At 40.7% G+C, this 21,394-nt stretch carries 18 protein-coding genes and 1 riboswitch; of the genes, 3 read left to right on the top strand and 15 right to left on the bottom strand.

The window, feature by feature from the left end; all coding sequences use genetic code 11:
- Window positions 1–181 precede the first annotated feature (181 nt).
- Entirely contained in the window at window positions 182–1,273 is a 1,092-nt protein-coding gene (locus CB4_RS12950; RefSeq protein WP_231955999.1) for a stalk domain-containing protein, read from the top strand.
- A gap of 360 nt (window positions 1,274–1,633) precedes the next feature.
- On the opposite strand, the gene CB4_RS12945 is transcribed toward CB4_RS12950, so the two are convergent.
- From CB4_RS12945 to CB4_RS12905, 8 genes are all read right to left on the bottom strand, one after another.
- Window positions 1,634–2,605 (bottom strand): site-specific integrase, encoded by a 972-nt coding sequence (locus tag CB4_RS12945; RefSeq protein WP_096466202.1) that lies wholly within the window; start codon window positions 2,603–2,605, stop codon window positions 1,634–1,636.
- A 226-nt stretch (window positions 2,606–2,831) separates the two neighbouring features.
- Window positions 2,832–3,482, bottom strand: a complete 651-nt coding sequence (locus CB4_RS12940) for a TVP38/TMEM64 family protein (RefSeq protein ID WP_157737972.1) — start codon at window positions 3,480–3,482, stop codon at window positions 2,832–2,834.
- A 99-nt stretch (window positions 3,483–3,581) separates the two neighbouring features.
- The gene (locus CB4_RS12935; protein ID WP_096466200.1) at window positions 3,582–6,695 is read right to left on the bottom strand and encodes an efflux RND transporter permease subunit; all 3,114 of its coding nucleotides are present in this window, start codon (window positions 6,693–6,695) and stop codon (window positions 3,582–3,584) included.
- Window positions 6,692–8,071, bottom strand: coding sequence for an efflux RND transporter periplasmic adaptor subunit (locus CB4_RS12930; protein WP_157737971.1), 1,380 nt, complete (start codon window positions 8,069–8,071; stop codon window positions 6,692–6,694). The genes CB4_RS12935 and CB4_RS12930 overlap by 4 nt, the downstream gene beginning before the upstream one ends.
- A gap of 542 nt (window positions 8,072–8,613) precedes the next feature.
- Window positions 8,614–9,057 (bottom strand): GNAT family N-acetyltransferase, encoded by a 444-nt coding sequence (locus CB4_RS12925; RefSeq protein ID WP_096466198.1) that lies wholly within the window; start codon window positions 9,055–9,057, stop codon window positions 8,614–8,616.
- Between the two features lie 135 nt (window positions 9,058–9,192).
- Complete coding sequence (locus CB4_RS12920) at window positions 9,193–10,488, bottom strand: ABC transporter ATP-binding protein (protein WP_096466197.1); 1,296 nt, start codon at window positions 10,486–10,488, stop codon at window positions 9,193–9,195.
- Between the two features lie 10 nt (window positions 10,489–10,498).
- Entirely contained in the window at window positions 10,499–12,226 is a 1,728-nt protein-coding gene (locus tag CB4_RS12915; protein WP_096466196.1) for an ABC transporter permease, read from the bottom strand.
- A gap of 328 nt (window positions 12,227–12,554) precedes the next feature.
- A riboswitch (M-box (ykoK) riboswitch) is annotated at window positions 12,555–12,725 on the bottom strand.
- A 330-nt stretch (window positions 12,726–13,055) separates the two neighbouring features.
- A complete protein-coding gene (locus tag CB4_RS12905) occupies window positions 13,056–13,643 on the bottom strand; it encodes an NAD(P)H-dependent oxidoreductase (protein ID WP_096466195.1) in 588 nt (195 codons plus the stop codon).
- A gap of 121 nt (window positions 13,644–13,764) precedes the next feature.
- On the opposite strand from CB4_RS12905, the gene CB4_RS12900 reads away from it, so the two are divergent.
- A complete protein-coding gene (locus CB4_RS12900; protein ID WP_096466194.1) occupies window positions 13,765–14,193 on the top strand; it encodes a MarR family winged helix-turn-helix transcriptional regulator in 429 nt (142 codons plus the stop codon).
- A 58-nt stretch (window positions 14,194–14,251) separates the two neighbouring features.
- On the opposite strand, the gene CB4_RS12895 is transcribed toward CB4_RS12900, so the two are convergent.
- The 4 genes from CB4_RS12895 to CB4_RS12880 all read right to left on the bottom strand — a co-directional run bounded on the left by CB4_RS12895 (window position 14,252) and on the right by CB4_RS12880 (window position 18,277).
- The gene (locus CB4_RS12895) at window positions 14,252–14,683 is read right to left on the bottom strand and encodes a GNAT family N-acetyltransferase (protein WP_096466193.1); all 432 of its coding nucleotides are present in this window, start codon (window positions 14,681–14,683) and stop codon (window positions 14,252–14,254) included.
- Between the two features lie 105 nt (window positions 14,684–14,788).
- Window positions 14,789–15,715 (bottom strand): polysaccharide deacetylase family protein, encoded by a 927-nt coding sequence (locus tag CB4_RS12890; protein WP_096466192.1) that lies wholly within the window; start codon window positions 15,713–15,715, stop codon window positions 14,789–14,791.
- 79 nt (window positions 15,716–15,794) lie between these two features.
- Window positions 15,795–17,762: a methyl-accepting chemotaxis protein gene (locus tag CB4_RS12885; RefSeq protein WP_096466191.1), complete on the bottom strand. Its 1,968-nt coding sequence runs from the start codon at window positions 17,760–17,762 to the stop codon at window positions 15,795–15,797.
- 128 nt (window positions 17,763–17,890) lie between these two features.
- Window positions 17,891–18,277 (bottom strand): MerR family transcriptional regulator, encoded by a 387-nt coding sequence (locus CB4_RS12880; RefSeq protein WP_096466190.1) that lies wholly within the window; start codon window positions 18,275–18,277, stop codon window positions 17,891–17,893.
- Between the two features lie 114 nt (window positions 18,278–18,391).
- On the opposite strand from CB4_RS12880, the gene CB4_RS12875 reads away from it, so the two are divergent.
- Entirely contained in the window at window positions 18,392–19,153 is a 762-nt protein-coding gene (locus tag CB4_RS12875) for an SDR family NAD(P)-dependent oxidoreductase (protein ID WP_096466189.1), read from the top strand.
- 155 nt (window positions 19,154–19,308) lie between these two features.
- Here CB4_RS12875 and CB4_RS12870 read toward each other — a convergent pair whose 3' ends face one another.
- The 3 genes from CB4_RS12870 to sdaAB form a co-directional block, all read right to left on the bottom strand.
- On the bottom strand, window positions 19,309–19,809 hold the full coding sequence (locus tag CB4_RS12870) for a dihydrofolate reductase (RefSeq protein ID WP_096466188.1): 501 nt from the start codon (window positions 19,807–19,809) through the stop codon (window positions 19,309–19,311).
- On the bottom strand, window positions 19,809–20,642 hold the full coding sequence (gene thyA / locus CB4_RS12865) for a thymidylate synthase (RefSeq protein WP_096466187.1): 834 nt from the start codon (window positions 20,640–20,642) through the stop codon (window positions 19,809–19,811). Before thyA ends, CB4_RS12870 begins: the two co-directional genes overlap by 1 nt.
- 77 nt (window positions 20,643–20,719) lie before the next feature.
- Window positions 20,720–21,388, bottom strand: coding sequence for an L-serine ammonia-lyase, iron-sulfur-dependent subunit beta (gene sdaAB, locus CB4_RS12860; protein ID WP_096466186.1), 669 nt, complete (start codon window positions 21,386–21,388; stop codon window positions 20,720–20,722).
- Window positions 21,389–21,394: the final 6 nt, after the last annotated feature.

Raw genomic sequence — 21,394 nt, 5'->3', positions numbered from 1 at the left:
TGCGCGGCAAAAAAAGCAAGAATCAGTGATATTCATGTATTTATATCAGGAGATAGTTGGTAATCCGAGGTTGATCATCTATATATGTCCGTAAAAGTGTACTTTTCCAGACGTAATTCTTCTTTGAACGGGGTCTCGCCAGGCTCTACTCGACGGTTAAGATATTATGTTATTCACTCTATTGGAGCATACCAACTTACTGAACCTTGATAATCTATGTTTTCGATCAATTAGTTTTTGCAGGCTTTTTCAATTAGGTCGCAACATTTTCCTCAGCGCAATCGTTTTTAATACGGAAGATAAACTTCAAAACAATGTATACAAAGAAAGGGCTATTTTAAAAATGAAAAAAATACTTGTCGGTTTATGTGCTGTAACAATGTGGTCTGCAGCAGTTCCTGCTTTTGCCGCTGAGGCAACCAATGTTCTCATCTCTCCGAATCCCACTGCTGCTGTAACGCAGAAATCTCCTGTAGTACAATATACTCTTAAAATCAATGACAAGAATGTTGACCTTGGAACGAAAAAAATTGTTGTAATTAAAGACCGAATCATGGTTCCGCTCAGAATTACGTCAGAAGCACTTGGATTCACCTTGAAGTGGGATGAAAAGAAGCAAATCATCCACATGGATAATGGTACCATGCAAACCGACTTAACCCTGGGTGAAGATAACTATTTTGCATACAGCAGCAAAGCTATCGGAATGACAGCACCTCGAAGCTTGGGTGTGGCTCCGACAATCATTAAAGGAACTACCTATGTGCCTGTTGACCTCTACAATATAGTATTGACTGATCCGAATTGTGTTAGTATAAAAGGTAGTGTTATAAGCATATCAATCGGTTCGACTAAACCGAAAGAAACGTCGGCTTCTATCGGGATGCCCAACCCTCTGGTAAACTACAGCACGTTGGATGAAGTGCGAAAAGCGGTAGGATTTACGTTTGCGGTACCTGCAACCCTGCCGGATGGTTATCAAATGAAAGATATTATTGTGATAAGCAACGATCTGGCTGAAATTTTCTACTTGAAAGGTGACAAGAAAATTGTGTACCGCACTGCCAAGGTAAATGCTGATATCAGTGGTGATTATAATGTTTATGATAAAGTTAAAACTATTACTGTTGGAAATACTGAAATTACTGTAAAGGGTAAAAGTGACAGTATCAATCTTGCTACATGGACAAAGGACGGAGTAAGCTTCTCTCTACTCTTTGACGAAGCTGTCAATGAGAAAGCACTGTCCACAATCATTGGAAGTATCAAATAATAAGATTAGCTTCAATGAGAAAGGAGCATTGGGTGTTTCCATTTGCTCATTTATTAAGTTGAATAACAGAGATAAATAATAACTAGCTATATTTTTATCGCTGAAAAACCAACAGCAAACTTTAACACAAATCCTTACCTTCACAGAAACAGCCTGCCGGGAACCTTTCTCTTGCAGGCTTGTCCTTTTTATAAATACATATCTTTTTCTTATCCCGGACTCAATCGCCGATCTGGCTGCTCCACAATCACCTTTTCATTATTCCTGCTCAAGCGCTTCAGCCGAAAACTTGCTGGAATCACGATACTTGCGGTACTTTTTTGACATCGTTTTCTGTTTACAATCTCTTGTGGTTATATTTCACAAATCCCCCAGCATACTGGAAATATTATTGTCAAAAATTTGCCCTTCCTGCTGATAGCGCATTACCATCCCAGGCGTTTTATGCCCGGTCTGTTTCATGCCAGCCTGAATGTTGAAGCCTTTTTGTCCGGATGTCGTGACGATACCGGAACGCAGACTATGCCCGGCAAACTCATCTGGATTCAGACCTGCTGCCTCTGCTGCACGCTTCACAACTTTAGCGACGACTTGTGGCGTAAGAGCCGTGTCCGCTATATGCCCATACCGATTTACAGCCCGGAATAATGGACCAGATGTAATCCCCGATGCCTCTATCCACTCATCAAGCGCTCGAATCGGGCAGTAGTCACTATGAACCGCAACAATCCCCTTGCGCAAAATTTCGTTTGTTTTGTGCGCGTGAATCGTGACGACAATCCCCCTTGCTTTTCGTTCAATATCTTTCGTAGTTAACCTGACTAGTTCGGAGCGGCGTGATGCTGTAGCGAATCCAAGTAGGATCATCGCTTTATCTCGCAAGCCAAGTAAGCGACTTGTATCAATGGCATCTACCATCATCGCGATGTAGTCAAGTTCAGCCGCTCTCTTTGGTGTGCTCATTTTTCCGATTTTGCGAGCGATGCCGTCAAGAGCAGCGATGACATGAATATCACGGGCAGGAGATGGATGCTGCATGAGTTTATGCCGAATCGAAATCGAAGACACGTGGCGCCGAATTGTACTGAACTTGTACCCATCGTTCGCCAGGTCTGTTATGTACAAAATGACAGTGGCTGCCTCTGCCGGAAGTGAATCGAGTTCGTAGGCTGCACACCAGTTTTCGAAGCTGCGCCAGTCGGAATCATACGCACGTCGTGTATTATCGGACCGAGCGTGATCGATATGTGAGCGAGCGTCCTGAATGAGTTGCTGTAGTTTTGTATCTACAAGAGTAGTAGAAGGCCGCACGCTGGGCGATGAATGAGTCATGATTCCCCTTCTTTCGTGCTTTTTAGATAAGTATCGATAATAATAAATTATCGATACTTAGAATTCTATCATAGAAAAAGGCTTCATGTAGGGGGAGTTACTAAGATATTTTTGCGGAAACATACGTTAATACATTTCATTGAAACAAAAAGCCGATTTTTCCTAGGATAAGAAAAAACCGGCTTTTATTGTTTAACTTGTTCCCCTTTATTATGTTGTTACAAGATTACTTCGTTTTCTTACGAAGGACGATGCTTACAATGGATGACAAAATAAAGAGTACGGCGCCAACAATAAAAGGAATGGACTTTCCATAACGTAACCCTGCAAACAGGCTGCTCATCATGATCGTATAAGGGAGAATTCCTACTACCGTCGTCCAGATAAACGCTGCTCTATTCACTTGCAATAAACCTGCCGCATAATTGATGAAGTGATACGGAACAAGCGGTACAAAACGCATAAATAAAAGTCCGATAGCCCCTTGTCTTTGGAGCCATTGATTTACTTTCTCCAGGTAAGGTTTTGCCAATGGTTCAATAAGCGGACGAGCGATCCAGTTGCTTAGGTAGTAGGCAAGGACCGCACCTGTTATCCCTCCTACCCAGGAATAAAAGCCACCTGCAACTGCTCCGTACACTTCGATCAGAAAAAGAGAGACAAACTCACCAGGAACCGGTAAGGCGTTGACAATAGTTTGAATGAAAATACCTAACACGATACCCGAAACACCTAGATGACGGATGGAAGCAAGCCATTCTTTTGCGGCACCAATATGAAGCAAATACATGTAGATTCCAGTGAGGAGTAAAAATAAAATCAAACCGGCAATAGATAAATATCTAGCAGGTGGTGATTGATCTAACTTGTTTGACATCATCATCCCCTCCTTTTTTTCTTCTATAAACAATATAAACCTAAACAACCACAGAGAAAAACCGACACCATTCGGTGACGGTTTTTACTAAATGGATTATTACATGGAACTGACTTCTTGAACCTCTGGCTCTCTGCTTGCTTTTCTGTTGATTCTATTTCCCAAATCATCAAAGATTGTATAGACCACGGGGATAAGAATCAACGTAACTAAAGTTGAGAAAGTTAGTCCAAACGCAACGACAGTAGCCATCGGTGCTTGTGCCTCAGCGCCCTCTCCAAACCCAAGTACAAGTGGAAACATAGCTAGTACGGTTGTTGCAGTTGTCATTAAGATTGGCCGCAAACGTACTGGACCCGCTTCTAGGAGAGCTTCTCTAAGGTTTAAGCCTCCTTTTCTTAACTGGTTCGTATAGTCAACCAATACAATTGCATTGTTCACTACGATACCGACTAGCATAATAATCCCGATAATCGCGTTAATACTAAGGGAGCGACCGGTTACAACCAATCCAATGGCAGCGCCGATAAACGTAGGTGGTAAAGAGAACATAATGATAAACGGACTGAACAAAGATTCAAACTGACTTGCCATTACGATATAAACCAAAATAATCGCTAATGGCAATACCAACCCTAAACTAGAGAACGATTGGTTCAAATCTTTAGCCTGCCCACCCTGAGAAATCGTATACCCATCAGGAACAGGCAGTTGAGCAATCTTTGCGGCAATTTGCTGTTGTGTGACACCTGCATTCGCATTAAATAAATCTCCAGAGACCGTAATCGTTCTAACTTGATTGGTCCTACTTATTTGTGACGGTCCAACAGTTGGACTAACATTAGCAACATCAGAAAGAGCAATTTGAGCACCTGATGATGTAGAAATCATTACACGAGACAGGTTGGTAATATTAGAAGTAAACTCCTTTGGATATTTGACAATAACATTAACAGAACTATCTAACGTATGGAATTGTGTAGCGATATTACCTTTGTATGCGTCGCGCATTTGAGATACGATCTGTGAAATCGATAATCCATACTGGGCTGCTTTTTGCCGATCCATAGTAATTTGGAACTGTGGAACTTGCTGATCTAAAGAGTTTTGAAGATTTCTGATGCCTGGAATCGTTGAAACCGTATTTTCAACCAACGTAGCTAACTTTTGCAGCACCTTCGTATTATCACCGGAAATATCGATATCTACGCCCGAACCACCATGACCGAAGGATAGAGAATTAGAAGCAGCGGAAATCGTAATTTTAGCACCTGGAATATTGGCTACCTTATTCCGAACGTCTTCAACTACCTGATCCGTCGATCTCGTTCTTTGCGCTAGTGGTTTTAAATTGGCTTGTATTGAGGCGCGATCCGTCGACACATTCGCAAAGGATCCTCCCCCTCCTGTACCTACTTGTGTAAAGACTGTTGTGACTTCAGGTTCTGATTCAATAACTCTTTCGACAGCAGCTGCTACTTTGTTCGTTTCTTCGAGCTTCGTATTGGTTGCCACCCTAATGTTTGCCTTAAATTGACCTTGGTCAGAATTTGGAGTTAATTCAAAGCCGATCAACGGTACAAGAGAGGTGGATGCACCGAACATAATCAAGGTAAAGATAATGACCGTTTTACGGTGACCTAATGACCATTTTAATAATCGGCTATAACCACGTGTTAAAGCCTTCATAAAATCCTGGAATAGAGCCACGGGTTTTAACTTACTACGGTCATGTTCTCCAACCCCTTTTAACCACTTAGATGAAAGCATCGGAACAAGGGTAACAGCGCCAAATAATGCAGCAATATGAGAGAAAACAACCGTTAGTGCTAAAGGCCCGAACAATTGCGTCGCCATACCTTGTGTAAATGCAACTGGAGCAAATACGCAAATCTGGGAAAGGGCAGAAGCCATTACGGCGGTACCCACTTCAGAGGTACCTAATTTTGCCGATTCTATAGGCGAGAGACCTTTACTACTATAACGGAAAATACTTTCGATCACAACGACCGCAAAGTCTACCAATGAACCCATACCTAACGCCAAACCACCAAGAGTAACGGTATTAATGGTTTGACCTGTAAAGTACATTAAACTAAAGGTACTTATAATTGAAATCGGAATAACAATACCGATGATCAGGGTCGTTCTCAGCCTCTGCAAGAATAGATACAAGATAATAACAGATAATCCTGCACCTGCAAGGGTATGATCGATAACGGTATTAATCGAAGTTTGAATATACTTAGCTTGATCCGAAACAACCGTTAACTTCACGGATTTAGGCAACGATTTTTCAATGGTCGTTATCATACTTTGAACATTCTTAGAAACTTGCACAGTATTACCGTCAGGAGATTTCAAAATATCTAAGCTTACACTCGGCATTCCATTTGTGCGTGATAGCTGAGTAACATCCGCAAATGTATCATTTATCGTAGCGATATCACGAATAAAAATACTACTGCCGTTACTTAATTTGATCGGAACATTTCCAATATCCTGAGGGTTTATAAATTGACCATTCATGTGCAGGGTAACTTGCTTTTTCCCCTGGCTGATTAAACCACCGTCAGCATTGATGTTATCCCCTTGCAGGGCTTGACTCACTTGGTTTGTCGATAAACCATAGGCTTGCATCTTCTCGGGATCCAGGAGAACATCTATCTCCCGATTTTGCCCACCTGTGACGGACACAGAAGCAACTCCATCAACGGTTGATAAACGCTGTTGTACTACGTCAGAAGCTAAACGTTTTAACTCAACAGCACTCATGGAACCTGATAACGCAATCGTCATAATAGGTGAGCTGTTAGGATCAACTTTCGTAACGGTAGGTTGATCGGCATCCGCAGGAAGTTGCTTGCGTACTTTATCTAGTTTATCGCGCATAGATAGAGTTGCTTGGTCTAGATTTTCACCGAAGTTAAATCGTACTGTTACCCGAGATGAGTTTTGGCTAGAGGTAGAGTCTACCTCCGAAACACCGGGAACGGTCGCCATTGCCGATTCAATCGGTTTGGAGATCTGTTGCTCGACCTCGTCAGGTGAAGAGCCGTTCCAGGTAGTTGACACCACTGCCACTGGAATGCTCAAGTTCGGATACAAGTCTACCTTTAGCATAGGCATCGCAATAACACCTAACAAAACAAGTACAACCATAATCATTGAAATGGTAACCGGACGGTCGACAGAGAAATTTGCTATTTTCATTGGCTTCCACCTGAAGACTGTTGATGTTTAGAATGAGATCCTGATTTTTTACTTGGTTTCGTGAATTCAGCGTTAAGTTGATCTTTTGATACCTCTTTCACTTTAGAACCTTCGTTCAAGAGTTCCTGACCTAAAATAGCAATCTTATCACCCGATTTTAAACCACTAACAATTTCAATGGTATTGGAGCTAATGGTGCCTTCTTTAACTAGATGCTGATGAGCAATGCCGTTCTCAATTGTAAAGATCTCGGGACCATCTGGAGTTTGTACAATAGAATCAGCAGGAACTTGGATCGCATCGTGCTTAGATAAACCTCCGATTGTGGCTTGAGCAACCATGCCTGGCTTTAACACACCCGTTGAATTATTCACGTTTACTTCTACCGGATAGGATTTAGAATTTGTATCTTCTACAGGACTGATTCTAGATATTTTTGCATCAAAGGTTTTATTTCCTGCGGCAGAAACGCTAACCTTTACAGGGGAACCTACCTTAATTTCATTAATTACAGTTTCAGGAACATTCACCACCACTTTAATGGGATTGTTCTGCACAAGCGTAACCACGGATTGTGAGCCACTCGCAAAGCCACCCACTTCAACATCACGAGAAGCCACAATACCCGAAATAGGTGATGTCACCGCTGCTTCACTGATTTGTGTTTGAATAGAGGAAACGCTAGCTTCCGCTTGTGCCAGTTGATCTTCAGCGATTCTAATAGACTTCTGAGCATCAGAATTTCCGCCTGGTGCGGCGATCTGATAAGTTGCTTGTGCCGCTTGTAAGGCTTGCTGTGCGGAAGCAACCTTTAATTGTGCATTCGTAACTGCATCCTGTGCATCGTTTACGTTTTGCTTAGGGATCGCACCAGAAGCAAATAAGGTTTGCTGCTGGTGTAGTTTTACTTGCGCTTGCTGTAAGGTTGCTGTTGCTTGGTCTACATTGGATTTAGCCGTATCTACAGAAGAATTAGCTGTAATGGAGCTGTTTCTAGCATCTGATCGAGCTTTTGCTACCTGATCTTGCGCCGTTTTTACAGCTGCTTTTTGTTGGGCAAGCTGAGATTGTAAATCCGTTGTATCAATTACAACGAGTTTTTCACCAGCAGAAACAATATCACCCGTTTGCACGTACACCTTTGACACTTTTCCGCTGAGTTTAGAGACTACTTTCGTCTGTAAGCTTGCTGTTAATTGTCCAGTCAGCACTAGATCGCCACCAACAGGACTCATTTTTACTATAGAAGCAACTATGGGAACAGTTCGGGACTTATGACCTCCTGAACTATTTGGGGCTGTTGCGTTTGAACAACCGGAAAATAAAGCAACGCTCGCCAATAAGGGGATGGCTGTTAATACAACTTTGTTATTCATCCTCATTTTCCTTAACCTCATTTATATAGTATATTTAAGACTAGTATCATAATTTTATGAGATAAAAATAAAAGATTAACACAATAGATTGATAATTGGATAAATTTTAAATGTTTTTGTGTTTAAGGTAACGTTATAAAGAGACTACAGAGTGATTTGGAGTGATTACTGATAATATGTATAAATCTTCTGAAGGACGATAAATTGGATAAGTCAACGAAACAGTTACTCGCGTATGTCGCAATTTCAATCTTTGTTATTGTTTATGCTGTACATAGGTATCATTAGCATCAATAAGCAAATCCCCTCCCGTTGTGTTTTTTCTGCTTCCTCTTTTCTTTCTTGAACCTGTTTGTTCAAAGTAATCAAATAGCAAATTGATCATATAGTATAATTCTTAAATAAACCGATATTTTTTATTAAATTTTTCTTAATTCCTAAAGAGTAACCACTTCCTTGGTGGATATAACTTTGATTCGACAACTAAAAAAAGTCAAAGAACCAACAAAATCGGTTCTTTGACTTTTCTGATGCACTACTGCTTAAATGGAATAATTCAGCCAATCTCCACGGGTTCCACCCATCTTCTCATAAAAACGCTGCGCACGATAATTATCTGTAGCGGTTATCCATGACATATAGGCATATCCATGATCTTTCGTGAAAGTTTCGCACGCTTGAAATAACTCTTGTGCGACACCACTCCCTCTTGCTTCTTCGACAACATAAAGATCATTCATTACCGTTATTTTATCAGCCCTAGTTGTACTAAACGTAAAATATAAAGTAGCAAATCCGACAGGTTTTCCCTCTTGTTCGGCGACAAACTGAATACCGAGATTTTTTTCGAGCAGTGTGTCAAATAAGCGCTGGACTTTGTCAGTGGATGGTCGCGGTCTTTGATAAAAGTCTACAATGTATTCGTACATTAAGGTGATTACTTCTTGTTTATCGCTTTGCTCAACTGGTCGTACGATAACGGACATGTGTAGTTCCCCCTGTATTAAAGTTGTAAGTCATAAAGACTATGCTTTATTATAAAGAATAAACTGACAACTATAAAAGATATAATTCTCTACAAATGAACCAGTACAGATAGGAGTGGGCATGATGGATATTTCTTATTCTTCTTGTGATTCCTCTGGTTCAAGGAACAATTGTTTTGTCGCTTCTTCATAAGCAAATAACTCTGCATAACGTCCCCAATCAATGGTGATATCCAATTGATGTTCGGCTTCTTCTGCACCAAAGTGCTGTTTATAAATCTCATTGAAAAATTCTCTCGGCATTTTATTGTTAGACTTTGATTGGAGAGTCCATAAAATCTTTTCCATCATAGGTACATGTTCAAGTACCTGCTGTTTAAAAATATCTTTACGTTCTAATACGTTTGCCTCTGCAAATTGATGACCAGTAGGAGTCAAATCAATATCCCCCTGTTGAACATTTGCCAACCCCAGTAACCTTGTCGCTTCAACAATATGTAAAAAATCTTCTAGGTTTAAACTGAATTGATCGGCTAATTTATACAGGTCAGCTTTGTTTCCCAAATCATCCAATAACTCGATAAATCCGGTAAGCGCACCAGAGGGAGCTTCAGGGATCGGTTGTAGTTTCTTTTTCTGCGTGTCAGAAACAATGACGGACTTAGTCTCTCTGTGTGTTAAGATCGAATAAATTTTATCAACTAATTCGGTAAAGCGTGGATCTTGCTTTTCTCTCCAATGACGTAATGTGATTGGGATATCCACAATGATTCGTGCAGGATCACGAGATAGTACGACAGCTCGATCGGACATATATACAGCTTCCTCAATACTATGAGTCACCATGATAATGGATTTGGTTGGAATTTTTTTCTCCATCCAAAGTTCGAGCAAATCCCGTTTCAAATTTTCCGCAGTCAATACATCCAAAGCTGAGAAAGGTTCATCCATGAGTAAAATATCTGGTTCCATCGCCAAAGCACGACCGATCCCAACCCTCTGCCTCATCCCACCGGACAGTTCCTTCGGATAAGCACCTTTAAAGCCATCCAATCCCACCATATCAATGATCTCTAGGGCCTTTCGTTCCTTTTCTTCGTCAAGTAGAGACTTATTTTCGAGCCCTACCTTTACATTCTCTAATACAGTCAACCACGGAAAAAGGGCAAACGACTGAAATACCATGCTAACACCTGGGTTTGTTCCTTGGATTGGTACACCGTTATACGAAACAGAACCTTGTGTAGGAGCAATCAATCCGGCAATGATTCGAAGTAATGTTGATTTCCCTGAACCAGATGGTCCAAGAATGGATACAAATTCACCTTCAGCAATCTTAAGGTTGATATTTTCTAAGATCGTTACATTTGCTTTGTTAGATACATCATATTTTTTTGTCACTTGATTTACATCAACCAATATATTTTTCATGTGCCTCACCCTATCCAATGTGATATTTCTTTTCGGCTAGCGTATAAAGTTTTCTCCAGAAAAGACGGTTTATAACCACAACCAAAACGGCCATCACCATAATTCCCCAGATGATTTGTGGCCAATTTCCGTTGGTTGTAGCCTGAGTGATAAAGGAGCCTAAACCGGTTGCTTGTAAAGTATGATCTTTCCATGAAACCATTTCTGAAACAATACTTGCATTCCAAGCTCCACCGCTTGCTGTAATTCCCCCTGTAATTACATAAGGGAATACGCCAGGAAGAATCAGTCTTTTCCATGTTTGCAGTTGCGTTAGTCGTAAAATTTTAGAAGCCTCACGTAAATCAGATGGAATTGCCATCGCTCCTGCAATAACATTAAACAAAATGTACCATTGGGTTCCGAGCATCATTAGTGGAATCGCGCCTATTTCCATATTGATTCCATATTTGATATAGAGAATCGTCAAAAATGGAAATGTCATATTGGCCGGGAAAGAAGCTAAGATCTGCACAATGGGTTGGGCGATCCGTGCGAGCTTCGGATGAAAGCCAATCATGACGCCTACAGGCAAGGTCCATAAGATTCCTAACAGAGTTGCAACGAACACACGGCCTGCTGTTAATAGTCCGAACCATATGATTTTTAGAAGCTCCGATACAGATAGCTTACTGATTTCCAAGATTCCTTCGTACACGTACTTTGCAATAAAAATGCCTACCACTATGCCAATTAGCCATTTGATCATTGGTGTAAGCTTTGAAAGTTGTTTTTGCTGCCGCTTTACTTTTTTTGTTTTTGCTGTAATCCTGACAATCCAGTTATGAATATACGATTTACACGTACGCATGATATATTGTAAAAATCTCGCACGGCGGATGATGTTATATAACCAGGAAGTTGTAATGTCATTCGCCTCTGTTTGTTCGTTTTTAAATTTTTGTGACCAAGCTACGAGTGGACGCCAGAATAATTGATCGACTACGAGAATCATGATGATCATGGTGAGGATGGCATAAAAAATTGCAAGAATATTCCCCTGATCGACCGCAGTTGCCATATATGATCCTATTCCAGGGAGGTGAATATCTTGATTCAGGACGGTGATCGATTCGCTAGCAGCGAGGAAAAACCATCCTCCTCCAAATGACATCATGCTGTTCCAAACAAGTCCAATCATCGAATAAGGAACTTCCAGCTTGGTGAAGCGTGCCCAACTACCTAATTTATTTATTTTTGCTGCTTCTTGAAGATCGTGAGGGATCGTAGATAATGAATGATAAAAGCTAAACGTCATATTCCAAACTTGCCCAGTAAATATTGCAAAGATAGAAGCACACTCTACACCTAATAAACTGCCTGGAAAGAGTGACATAAACCCAATCACGGTCACAGATAAGAAACCAAGTACCGGTACGGACTGCAAAATATCAATCGCAGGAATCATAATTTTTTCAGCCGTCCGGTTGAATGCTGCAATCCGTCCATAAATGAAAGTAAACAATAAAGAAGCTGCAAAGGCGATAAACATTCGAAGCAATGATCTGCCTGCATAATAGGGCAGATAACTCGGGTCCAAATTAATTTTAGGATGTTGTATGGTTGAGAAAGGGACACGCATTCCGGCCCCCAATTTTAAAACAGAAAACAGAACGGAAAAAATGGCAGTAATAACGAGTAAATCTGCCCAACCGAACTTTTTATTTTCTTCAAGTGAAGAGAATAAATTTATTTTCATAGTAACTCCCTCCTGTCGATAAACAGCATAAAAAAGCTCTCCTTATGTTAGGAGAGCTTGAATGAAACAGATTTCTAATTTTTACCTTTCACATGAATTTAGCTAATATCATATCCAGTTTTGTGGGTGGATACGGAAATAATAGCAAAAAAGGGAATGTGAAAAGAAAAGAGAAATCTTGCTTTCCCATTACATAAGATACGTATACTACGCTTTAGTTGTTCAAACATAAGTCGACTACTACTATCCATTTCCAGTATCCCCCTTTAAAAATAAAAAACCCTTCTCAGTGTGAGAGGGCAGCACGAATAACAATACATATAGGTATTGTTGCTCCCCCTAGTAAAGCTTTGGCACTATACAACGTAGAGAAAATTGGTTCTCAGCCACCTTAAAGAACGCCTTAATCCGACGATCCCTGCTCTACCGATTGGCATCTTTCGATGTTTCTCGGCAGTGGCCTGTGTTTGTATAGGAACCTCACCTAACGAGGACATTATATCCAAATACAAATATACTCCTGAAACAGAATTCTGTAAAGAAAAAGAATACCCTACTTTGTAAATACATAGGGAAATATGCTCGTATAGCATGCTTGTCAGGTCTTCCTTAGACCAGTTTGGATTGATGTGGTTGAGGAAGGTGGCGATTTCATCCGCATTGGCCCATCTTTTCTCTGCGTCTGCCGCAGCCTGACTATCGCCCGCCTTAGCTGCTTTGACAAGCTGTGCAGCAATCGTCAGATGGTCTCTCATTAAGTTGCCGAATTAGCATATGTAAGGAAGGTTTGATTGGTATAGGCTGCTGCCTATTACGCCTTAGTAATTCTTTAACAATCTATTATTTTGAAATAACGATATATTTTATTGAGCTTTTTGTCGTGTCTTCCTTTTGGACTTTCCATGTTCCCAAATTCAAAAAACTTCACTTTTTTTATGCCAACATAACGAAATAAGGCTTTCTTCATTAATACTTTGTGTGCGTTATTCAGCCAGAACAAAGGATAATATGTCGGACCTTTCATCGTTGAAATACAAACAACTGACTTTCCTTTCAACAGTCCTTCAGGCATAAGTCCACCCTTATCTTTGTAGGCAAAGTCTGAAGCAAACATTTGGTCTATATACCCCATGAGCATAGCTGGAGGTCGCCCCCACCAGATCGGATACACAAAAACGATTTTATCGGCCCAAATAATTTGTTCTCGATATTTTTCAAGTTGAGGATCAGCGTGCATATCCCGTCTGCGTTTTTTCTCATTGAAAACCAAGACGGGATTAAACTTCTCCTCATACAAATCCAGCACCTTAATCTCTGAGATAGTAGGGTTCTCCCTGCCTCCTTGGATGACTTTTTGCAAAAATGCATAACTTAGGCTCTGATGATTAGGATGCGTATAAATAACCAGCGTTTTCATTGTATCACTCTCTTTGCTTATCATTTGATAACAAAATCGTACCACGTTGCGTTTTTAATTGTCAAATGATAATTGTTTTATGATAATCGTTTTGTTATCGTGTCAATAAGAGGTGATCCCTGTGGACAAAAAAGCTTTTTTTCAGAAATTTGTGGCCTTTACTACCGCTGTTCATCAAGTGACGCATGAAATCACAAAAGATGTTAAACCTGATGACATTACCCCCCTTCAATATAGTATCCTTGAATATATAGCAGTTAGTCAGCCCGTTACCCTTAGTCAAATTAGTGATTGTCAGCATATGTCTATGCCGAACACGAGTCGTGAACTGAAAAAACTAAGCGAAAAAAATTTATGCGAAAAACGTACCGTTGTCGAAGATCGACGAAAGCAATATGTCCACCTTTCCAGAAAGGGGGAAGCCATAATGGACGAAGCTTTTAAACGCATAGAAGCCCGTTTCTTGCAACGGATAAAGGATGCTTCTGAAGAAGAGCTGGAAGAAATCAACCATGCTCTGGATGTGCTTCACGCAAAAGTGTTTTACTAATGGAAACAAACACAAGGCTCGCATGTCAAATTTCATGCGAGCCTTGTGTTTCTAAGCTTTATAATGATTTTTTAAACGAGTAACAGAACTTATCATAGTCCATCTTTGTTTCATAGAATCGATGTGCGTCTACTCGTGTGAGAGCGGATTCAAGCGCCACTGTTACACAGTCATGCTCGCGTCCCCACTCATGTACAAACGTAAGCAACTTCTCGCCATATCCCTTCGAGCGAATATCTGCTCGTGTTACGAGTTCGTGCACGAATACATGGCGGAAATAGTACATATTTGTTCGGATTTGAATACCGGTAAATGCGACAATCTCCCCTCCGTCGTACATTGCATAGATACGGTAGCCATCTGGCTGCATGGCACGCCAGATTTCACGGAAGCGTTCCTCGTCAAGATACGGACGCAAATCTTTCATTAGCGGAAAAATCTGTACAACTTCCTCTTCGGTACACAGTTCCTGGATTGTAATGGTTGTCATCTTACACCTCTGTTGTAATTATCTATATTTTTTGTCTCCTCTATTCTAGCAAAAAAAAGCTGAGATGAATGCATTCATCTCAGCTTTTTGTGATTCTGTATCGCATTATTTTCCTGTTGGTAGTGTGTGAATCGTGTAGCCATTTTGTTTTAAATAGGCTAGCACTTGCGGCAATACTTGTAAACTTTGTGCACGTTCGTGCATCAAAATAATGGCGCCTGGTTTTATCTCTTTTTTGATATTGGTGAGAATTTGCTGCGGGTTGTGTGCTAATGCCCAGTCACGACTGTCAGCTTGCCAGAGAATCATATATTGCCCAACTTCTTTTGTTACAGGTACGCTCGAAGCATTTATCGAGCCGTAGGGCGGGCGGAAGTAGATAATCTTTTGGCCAGTCAGTTTTTCGATATGAGCGGCCGTCATAAGCAAATCATGCTTTTGATACTCTTTACTTCTCTTGCCCATCGCCTCATGACGCATGGAATGTGCGCCAATCTGGTGGCCCTGTGCGAGCATTTGCTTCGCATATGGTGCCCATTCCGGCTTGAAGTTTTGACCAATCCAGAAGAACGTACCTTGTACTTTGTTTGCATTCAAGATATCAACCATCTGCTTGGTATATGGACCAGGACCGTCATCAAATGTTAAATAGACTACTTTTTCACCTGGAATCGGCAGTTCAGTAATTTTCTTACCCAGTTCCATACCTACTGCCTGCTTTACAGCTGGTGGATGTGCTACAGCCGGTTGTGTCGCTGTGGGTTCTGCCTGCTTTGCTGGCTGTGGTTTAACTGAATCGGATGTACTTGGTGCTGAATCTGCCTCTGCTTGTTTTGGCTGTACCGTAGTCGTCTCCGGTTTTACTGTTTCTGGCTGTGATACAGGCTCAGACTTTGTCGCCGTTATATTCTCTGTCATTTTCGCGAACGTTTCTTTCCCTCCATTCACCCATACATTTGTAAGAGCGATAAGGAGTAGACCTATAATCGCAACCCAGATCCCCCATGCTGCTTTACGTTTTTTCCCCTGCACGTGCGGTCCTTCTTTCTCTAGTTTTCTCTCTTCTCATCCTATCATTTTTCCATAGAGAAAGGGACAAAAAATTACAGTATTACACTTTAAACTCATTAATGGATTGTTCTAATGAAACGGACGTTTGTTGTAACTGTAACGCCGAGTTTTCAATTTCCTTAATAATGCGGACCTGCTTTTCGGTTACATCTTCTACCTCTTTGGAGTAATGAGTGGCTTCATGAGAAATCCGGTTTAATTCTTCCACAGAAGCTAGCACCTCTTGAGAGGCAGCGGAGATCTGCTCCGTTGCAGCGGACACATCCTGAATTTCAACGGCGACTCTTTGTGAAGAGTTCACAATCGTATTGAAGGCTTCTCCTACATGGTTTACTACATCAATGCCGACCTGAACCTCTTCAACTGCTTTATTCATCGTAGCCACTACATTTTCGGTCTCGTTTTGTATTTCCTGGATCAGTGTACTAATCTGGTTGGCAGACTCGCCAGACTGCTCCGCCAATTTTCTTACTTCATCCGCTACAACAGCAAACCCTCTCCCTTGCTCACCAGCACGTGCGGCTTCGATCGCTGCATTCAATGCCAGCAAGTTTGTCTGCGCGGAGATCGAAGTAATCGCTGTTGTAATGCTGCTGATCTCATTCGAACGCTCGCCTAATACCTTTACAAGAGTAGCTGATTCTTGCGCTACCATGCTGATTTTATCCATTTGCAGAGTTGCTTTTTTTATCGTATGCTGTCCTTCTTCTGCATTTTTTACAGCTTCCTGGGAAGAATCAGCAACATTCGATGCGCTTTCAGAGATACGTTGAATGCCAATGCTCATCTCTTGCATAGCACGCGCGCTTTCTTCAATGCTAATCGCTTGGGATTGTGCACCACAGGCTACCTGGTTTATCGTTTGTTCAACTTGTTCTGCACTTCGTATGGCCTGTGATACGTTTGTTAAAAAGGTATGAGCTGAGGACCCCACTTGTCTGGAATTCGTAGAGATGCTTTGAATGAGTTGTTTTAAGGTATGATTTGTTTTGTTAAAATGTGCGGATAGTTGGGAGAGCTCATCTTTTCCTTTTACATGCACTTCATGTGTTAAATCGCCAGATGAGAGAACGGAGAAGGCTTCATTCAGCTTTTCAATCGGCCTTGTAATCGTGCCGGTAATGCTATACATAATAAGTGCGCCAATCACGATAACGACCAGTGTGATGATCAGCAATTCATTTCGTAGTTTATCAATCGGAGCGTATAATTCATCGAGCGGGGCACCGATAATAATTCCCCATTTATCTTGTGTACCAGCATAGGCCGCAAGTTTTTCTTTCCCGGATATGGTATAGAACGAGATCCCGTGTTTCCCTTTTTGTATCTCCTGATGAATGGTGACAAGCTCAGGTATTTTGAAATCGGTTACATTTCCTTTTACAATCATTTCTTTTTTGGGATGCCAAATAATCTGGCCAGTTACCCCAAATAATCCTGCGTATCCTGTTTCTCCAAATTTAGCCTGTGCTACTTTTGCTGTTGCTGCCTCTACAGGGATACCTGCGGCAATAAAACCGACCACTTGTCCATCTTTTATCAGCGGAGAAGCTACAATGGTAATGACTTTCCCGGTTACTTTGGAATACACCGGGTCCATAATGACGGTTTTCCCTTCTGAAACAGATTTTACGTACGATCTGTTCGATACATCGATGACCTGACCTGTATCCGTTATCGCTCTTTTACCGCTTAACTCATGAGAAAAGACAACCGTTTCAAATTCTGGCCAATCTTTTTTGGCTTTTTGGACAAATGCCAGCTGTTTTTTTTCATCACCGTAGTTTTCGGCAGCTACTTTTGCAAGAGAAGCGATGATTGCTTTCTGCTGCTGGATAAATACATCGAGTTGTTCTGTTAAGCGAAGGGCTTCTGTTTCTGCCTCTTTTTCAAGGCTTTGTTTTAAAATGGAAGACGCACTTGAGTAGCTAATTACAGCTAAGAGAACAAGCCCACCAAATAGAAGAAATGAGATAAACGTAATCAATCTAGTTTTTAAACTTTTCACTACATATAGTCCCTCCTTGTATATATTTCTGAATATTAAATAAAATTATACTATAAATTAAGGAGAAATCCATATTTTGCATTGGTAATTTGTGTAGATTAGAAGGAAGTTGGATGCATGGTGGTATCTCAAGTCGTTTTTATATTTTGCGTCTCATCTTGCTTACTGATGAAATCTTTGTAAGCGGCAATTTTACGTTCAAGCATCTCATCCACAGCTTTTAGCGTTCTGATTTGTTTTTTTATAGAGTGTTTATGTTCTTCTAAAAGGCTTAATCGAGCTAGTGTGGTATGGTTTCCTTCTAAAAACAATGAAGCATACTTCTTTATTTTCGCGATGGGCATTTGCGTTTCTTTTAACTTGATAACAAATTGCAGCCATTTAATATGTGAATCGTTATATCGTCTGTCTCCGCTTGCATCACGATCGGGAGCTATAATTTTTTCCTTTTCGTAATACCGCAATGTATGTGTGCTTATCCCTAAAATTTTAGCCACTTCACCAATGGTGTGCATAAGAAACCTCCATATTGACCTTTTTTCTTGACTTAGAGTTTACTCTAATCAGTATAATCAACTCATAGTTCATTCACAATAAAAGAAATTGAATAAAATTCAGGAGGAATTTACATGAAATATACAGTTATTACGGGTGCCAGTTCAGGAATTGGGTATGAAACAGCTCTTGCTTTTGCGGCTCGCGGAAAAAACTTAATCATAGCAGCCCGCAGAACGGAGGAGTTGGAAAAGTTGAAATCAAAAGTGGCTGACATTAACGCAGACCTGGATGTTGTCATTCGAACCGTTGACTTATCCGTTACTGCAAATGTTCATGAATTTTACGAAAGTCTTCAGGATTATCAGATCGAGACCTGGATCAACAATGCTGGGTTTGGAAACTTTGCTTCCGTTGGGGAACAAAATTTAAATAAAATTGAGACGATGATTCACTTGAATATTGAAGCATTAACCGTTCTGTCCTCTCGTTATGTACGTGACTATGCAGATGTTGAAGGAACACAAATCATCAATATTTCTTCAGGCGGAGGATACAGAATTGTTGCCGATGCTGTGAGCTATTGCGCGACAAAGTTCTATGTAAGTGCCTTTACAGAAGGTCTAGCACAAGAATTGAAAGAAAAAGGAGCAGCCATGCAAGCAAAAGTCTTGGCCCCTGCTGCAACAGAGACCGAATTTGCGAAACGGTCCCTTGATGTTGATAATTTTGAATATGATGGTGTTATTCCTAAGTTCCATACGGCTCAACAAATGGCCGGTTTCTTGCTCGATTTATATGACAGCGAGAAGGTGGTAGGAATTGTGAATGGAGAAACGTATGACTTCGAATTGAGAGATCCGATTTATCCGTATGTGACGAGGATAAGAAACTAGTTTTTGAGAAAAGATTGCATAGGATGTATGGGTAGTGTTAACGATGCTGATGCTACCCATACATATATCGTTCCGGCTGCTAAACTGATTATCCATTGACTCATGTTGTTCATCCACTTTTTCCTAAAAAGAAAAAGCCACTCCGAAGAATGACTTTAGATTGATTGCTCTATCTCTCTCTCATAAATCTCAAAGTAATATTCGTATGGGGCATCCTGCGTTCCTTTTTTTCGAGAAATCATTTTCCATTGTTCATTTGATAATACCGGAAAAAAAGTATCAGCATTAAAAGTCCCGCTCACCTGTGTGATATACAATCGATCTGCGTAAGGCAAAAACAAATGGTAAATCTCTGCCCCACCTATAATGACTACTTCTGCACGATCGTCACCCATCATATTTTCTGAAAGAATATCTTCGATGGAATTATAGACAAGACAGCCAGGAGCCTTGTAGGAAGGATCCCTGGTCAAGATTATATTCGTCCTATTAGGAAGTGGCCTGCCAATTGATTCAAAGGTTTTCCTCCCCATTACCACCACTTTATGACTCGTTATACTCTTGAAATATTGCAAGTCCTCTGGAATATGCCATAATAGCTGATTATCTTTACCTATGCCTCTATCTACATCCATCGCTACAATCATGGAAAGCATTAAATAGCCACCTCCATCTTAATTGTTGGATGATGTTCATAGCCGATTAGTTGAAAATCATCGATTGTAAAATCGTCAAAGTTTTTGACGTCAGGATTTATCCATAGTTCTGGTGCAGGGAATGGCTCGCATTTCATCTGTTCTTTTAGTGGCTCAATATGTCGCTCGTATATATGAAGATCGTTAATATTAAATGTTAACGTCCCTAGCTCGTACCCTGTAACTTGCGATACCATTCTTTGCAGTACATAATACTGAAATATATTGAATGGGTGCCCTAAAGCTAGATCGTTAGAACGAATTTGCACAATCAGATGTAACTTGCCTTTTTTAATCATCCATTGGTTATTCCAAACGCAAGGATACAACCCCATCTGATCTAAATCATCTATATTCCATAGTGAAATAATATGCCTTCTTGAAGCCGGGTTATTTTTTAGTTCATCAATCAAATTTTGTACCTGATTCGTCAATTTTCCTTTAAGCATAATTGGTTTTCCTAATTGATAACCATACGCTTTTCCGATGTTATTATGCTGGTTTGTCCACTCTTTCCATATCTTCACATTGTTTTCATCGAGGTACGTAGCGTCACTTGTTCGTTTTACATAAAACCAAAGCAGCTCATGAATGGAAGATTTCCAAGCTACTTTCTTAGTGGTCAAAATCGGTACTTCGAGATTATCAAATGTAACTTGTTTACAGATTACACTTTTTGTATAAGCAGGTGAGCCGTCTGCCCAAACCGTTCTTACTTTCTGGTCTTTATCCCAGTCTCCATTTTCCAACACATCATTGACTAAATCTTTATATATCCTATCTGCCATGCCCATGTTATCGTGCTCACTCCTATTGATTCAGTACGTATGATCAACACGCCTTAATCATTCTAAACTAAAGTTCTCATTTTCTAAATGGTTTGCACCAATTTAATATCCTTTAAAAAAGGGATAGATGCTTTTATCATTTGTATGATCTCATCATGTAGTATTTCGTCGACTTCACAAACCGTAATCGCCAATTCCCCTTTTTTCCACCTTTCCAACGTCAATCGTGCAATATTATATCCTTGTATGTTGAGAATGTGGGAGATTTTCGCCAGAAAACCTTTTTGATCTGTATGGTACAGAATCAATGTCGGCTTTTCTCCTGTAAATTTTACGGGCAGATCATCGAGTTCCTGCACCTCGGCTTTTCCACCACCTAAGGAGCTAGCAAGTAATTTTACGGACCGGGTAGGCCCGGTTGCTTCAATTCGCACAGTATTAGGATGGTGCATCCCAGCATTTGCTTTCGTAAAGCTATATTCAACGCCCATTTTGGACGCAATCTGATCGGATATCGGAACGTCGTTGCTAGCTGTAGTCATACCTAAAATCCCCGCTAACAAAGCCAAGTCAGTACCATGGCCTTGATACGTTTCAGCAAACGAGCCCATAAGTTGAAATGTCACCTTTGTCGGATGTTCATCCAGTATCTGTCGGGCGATGTTTCCAATGCGAACCGCTCCTGCTGTATGGGAGCTAGACGGCCCCACCATGATTGGACCAATAATTTCAAACACACTTGTGTATTTCAATGGGAT

The organism is Aneurinibacillus soli (genome assembly GCF_002355375.1).
GTDB lineage: Bacteria > Bacillota > Bacilli > Aneurinibacillales > Aneurinibacillaceae > Aneurinibacillus > Aneurinibacillus soli.
The sequence above is the reverse complement of the archived record's forward strand: the minus strand, read 5'-3'. Positions and strand labels throughout refer to the sequence as shown.

Bases quoted from the DNA above. Each gene is read 5' to 3' on its own strand.
- CB4_RS12945 (WP_096466202.1), bottom strand. From the start codon at position 2,605: ATGACTCATTCATCGCCCAGCGTGCGGCCTTCTACTACTCTTGTAGAT.
- CB4_RS12940 (WP_157737972.1), bottom strand. From the start codon at position 3,482: ATGTCAAACAAGTTAGATCAATCACCACCTGCTAGATATTTATCTATT.
- CB4_RS12935 (WP_096466200.1), bottom strand. From the start codon at position 6,695: ATGAAAATAGCAAATTTCTCTGTCGACCGTCCGGTTACCATTTCAATG.
- CB4_RS12930 (WP_157737971.1), bottom strand. From the start codon at position 8,071: ATGAATAACAAAGTTGTATTAACAGCCATCCCCTTATTGGCGAGCGTT.
- CB4_RS12925 (WP_096466198.1), bottom strand. From the start codon at position 9,057: ATGTCCGTTATCGTACGACCAGTTGAGCAAAGCGATAAACAAGAAGTA.
- CB4_RS12920 (WP_096466197.1), bottom strand. From the start codon at position 10,488: ATGAAAAATATATTGGTTGATGTAAATCAAGTGACAAAAAAATATGAT.
- CB4_RS12915 (WP_096466196.1), bottom strand. From the start codon at position 12,226: ATGAAAATAAATTTATTCTCTTCACTTGAAGAAAATAAAAAGTTCGGT.
- CB4_RS12905 (WP_096466195.1), bottom strand. From the start codon at position 13,643: ATGAAAACGCTGGTTATTTATACGCATCCTAATCATCAGAGCCTAAGT.
- CB4_RS12895 (WP_096466193.1), bottom strand. From the start codon at position 14,683: ATGACAACCATTACAATCCAGGAACTGTGTACCGAAGAGGAAGTTGTA.
- CB4_RS12880 (WP_096466190.1), bottom strand. From the start codon at position 18,277: ATGCACACCATTGGTGAAGTGGCTAAAATTTTAGGGATAAGCACACAT.
- CB4_RS12875 (WP_096466189.1), top strand. From the start codon at position 18,392: ATGAAATATACAGTTATTACGGGTGCCAGTTCAGGAATTGGGTATGAA.
- CB4_RS12870 (WP_096466188.1), bottom strand. From the start codon at position 19,809: ATGCTTTCCATGATTGTAGCGATGGATGTAGATAGAGGCATAGGTAAA.
- thyA (WP_096466187.1), bottom strand. From the start codon at position 20,642: ATGGGCATGGCAGATAGGATATATAAAGATTTAGTCAATGATGTGTTG.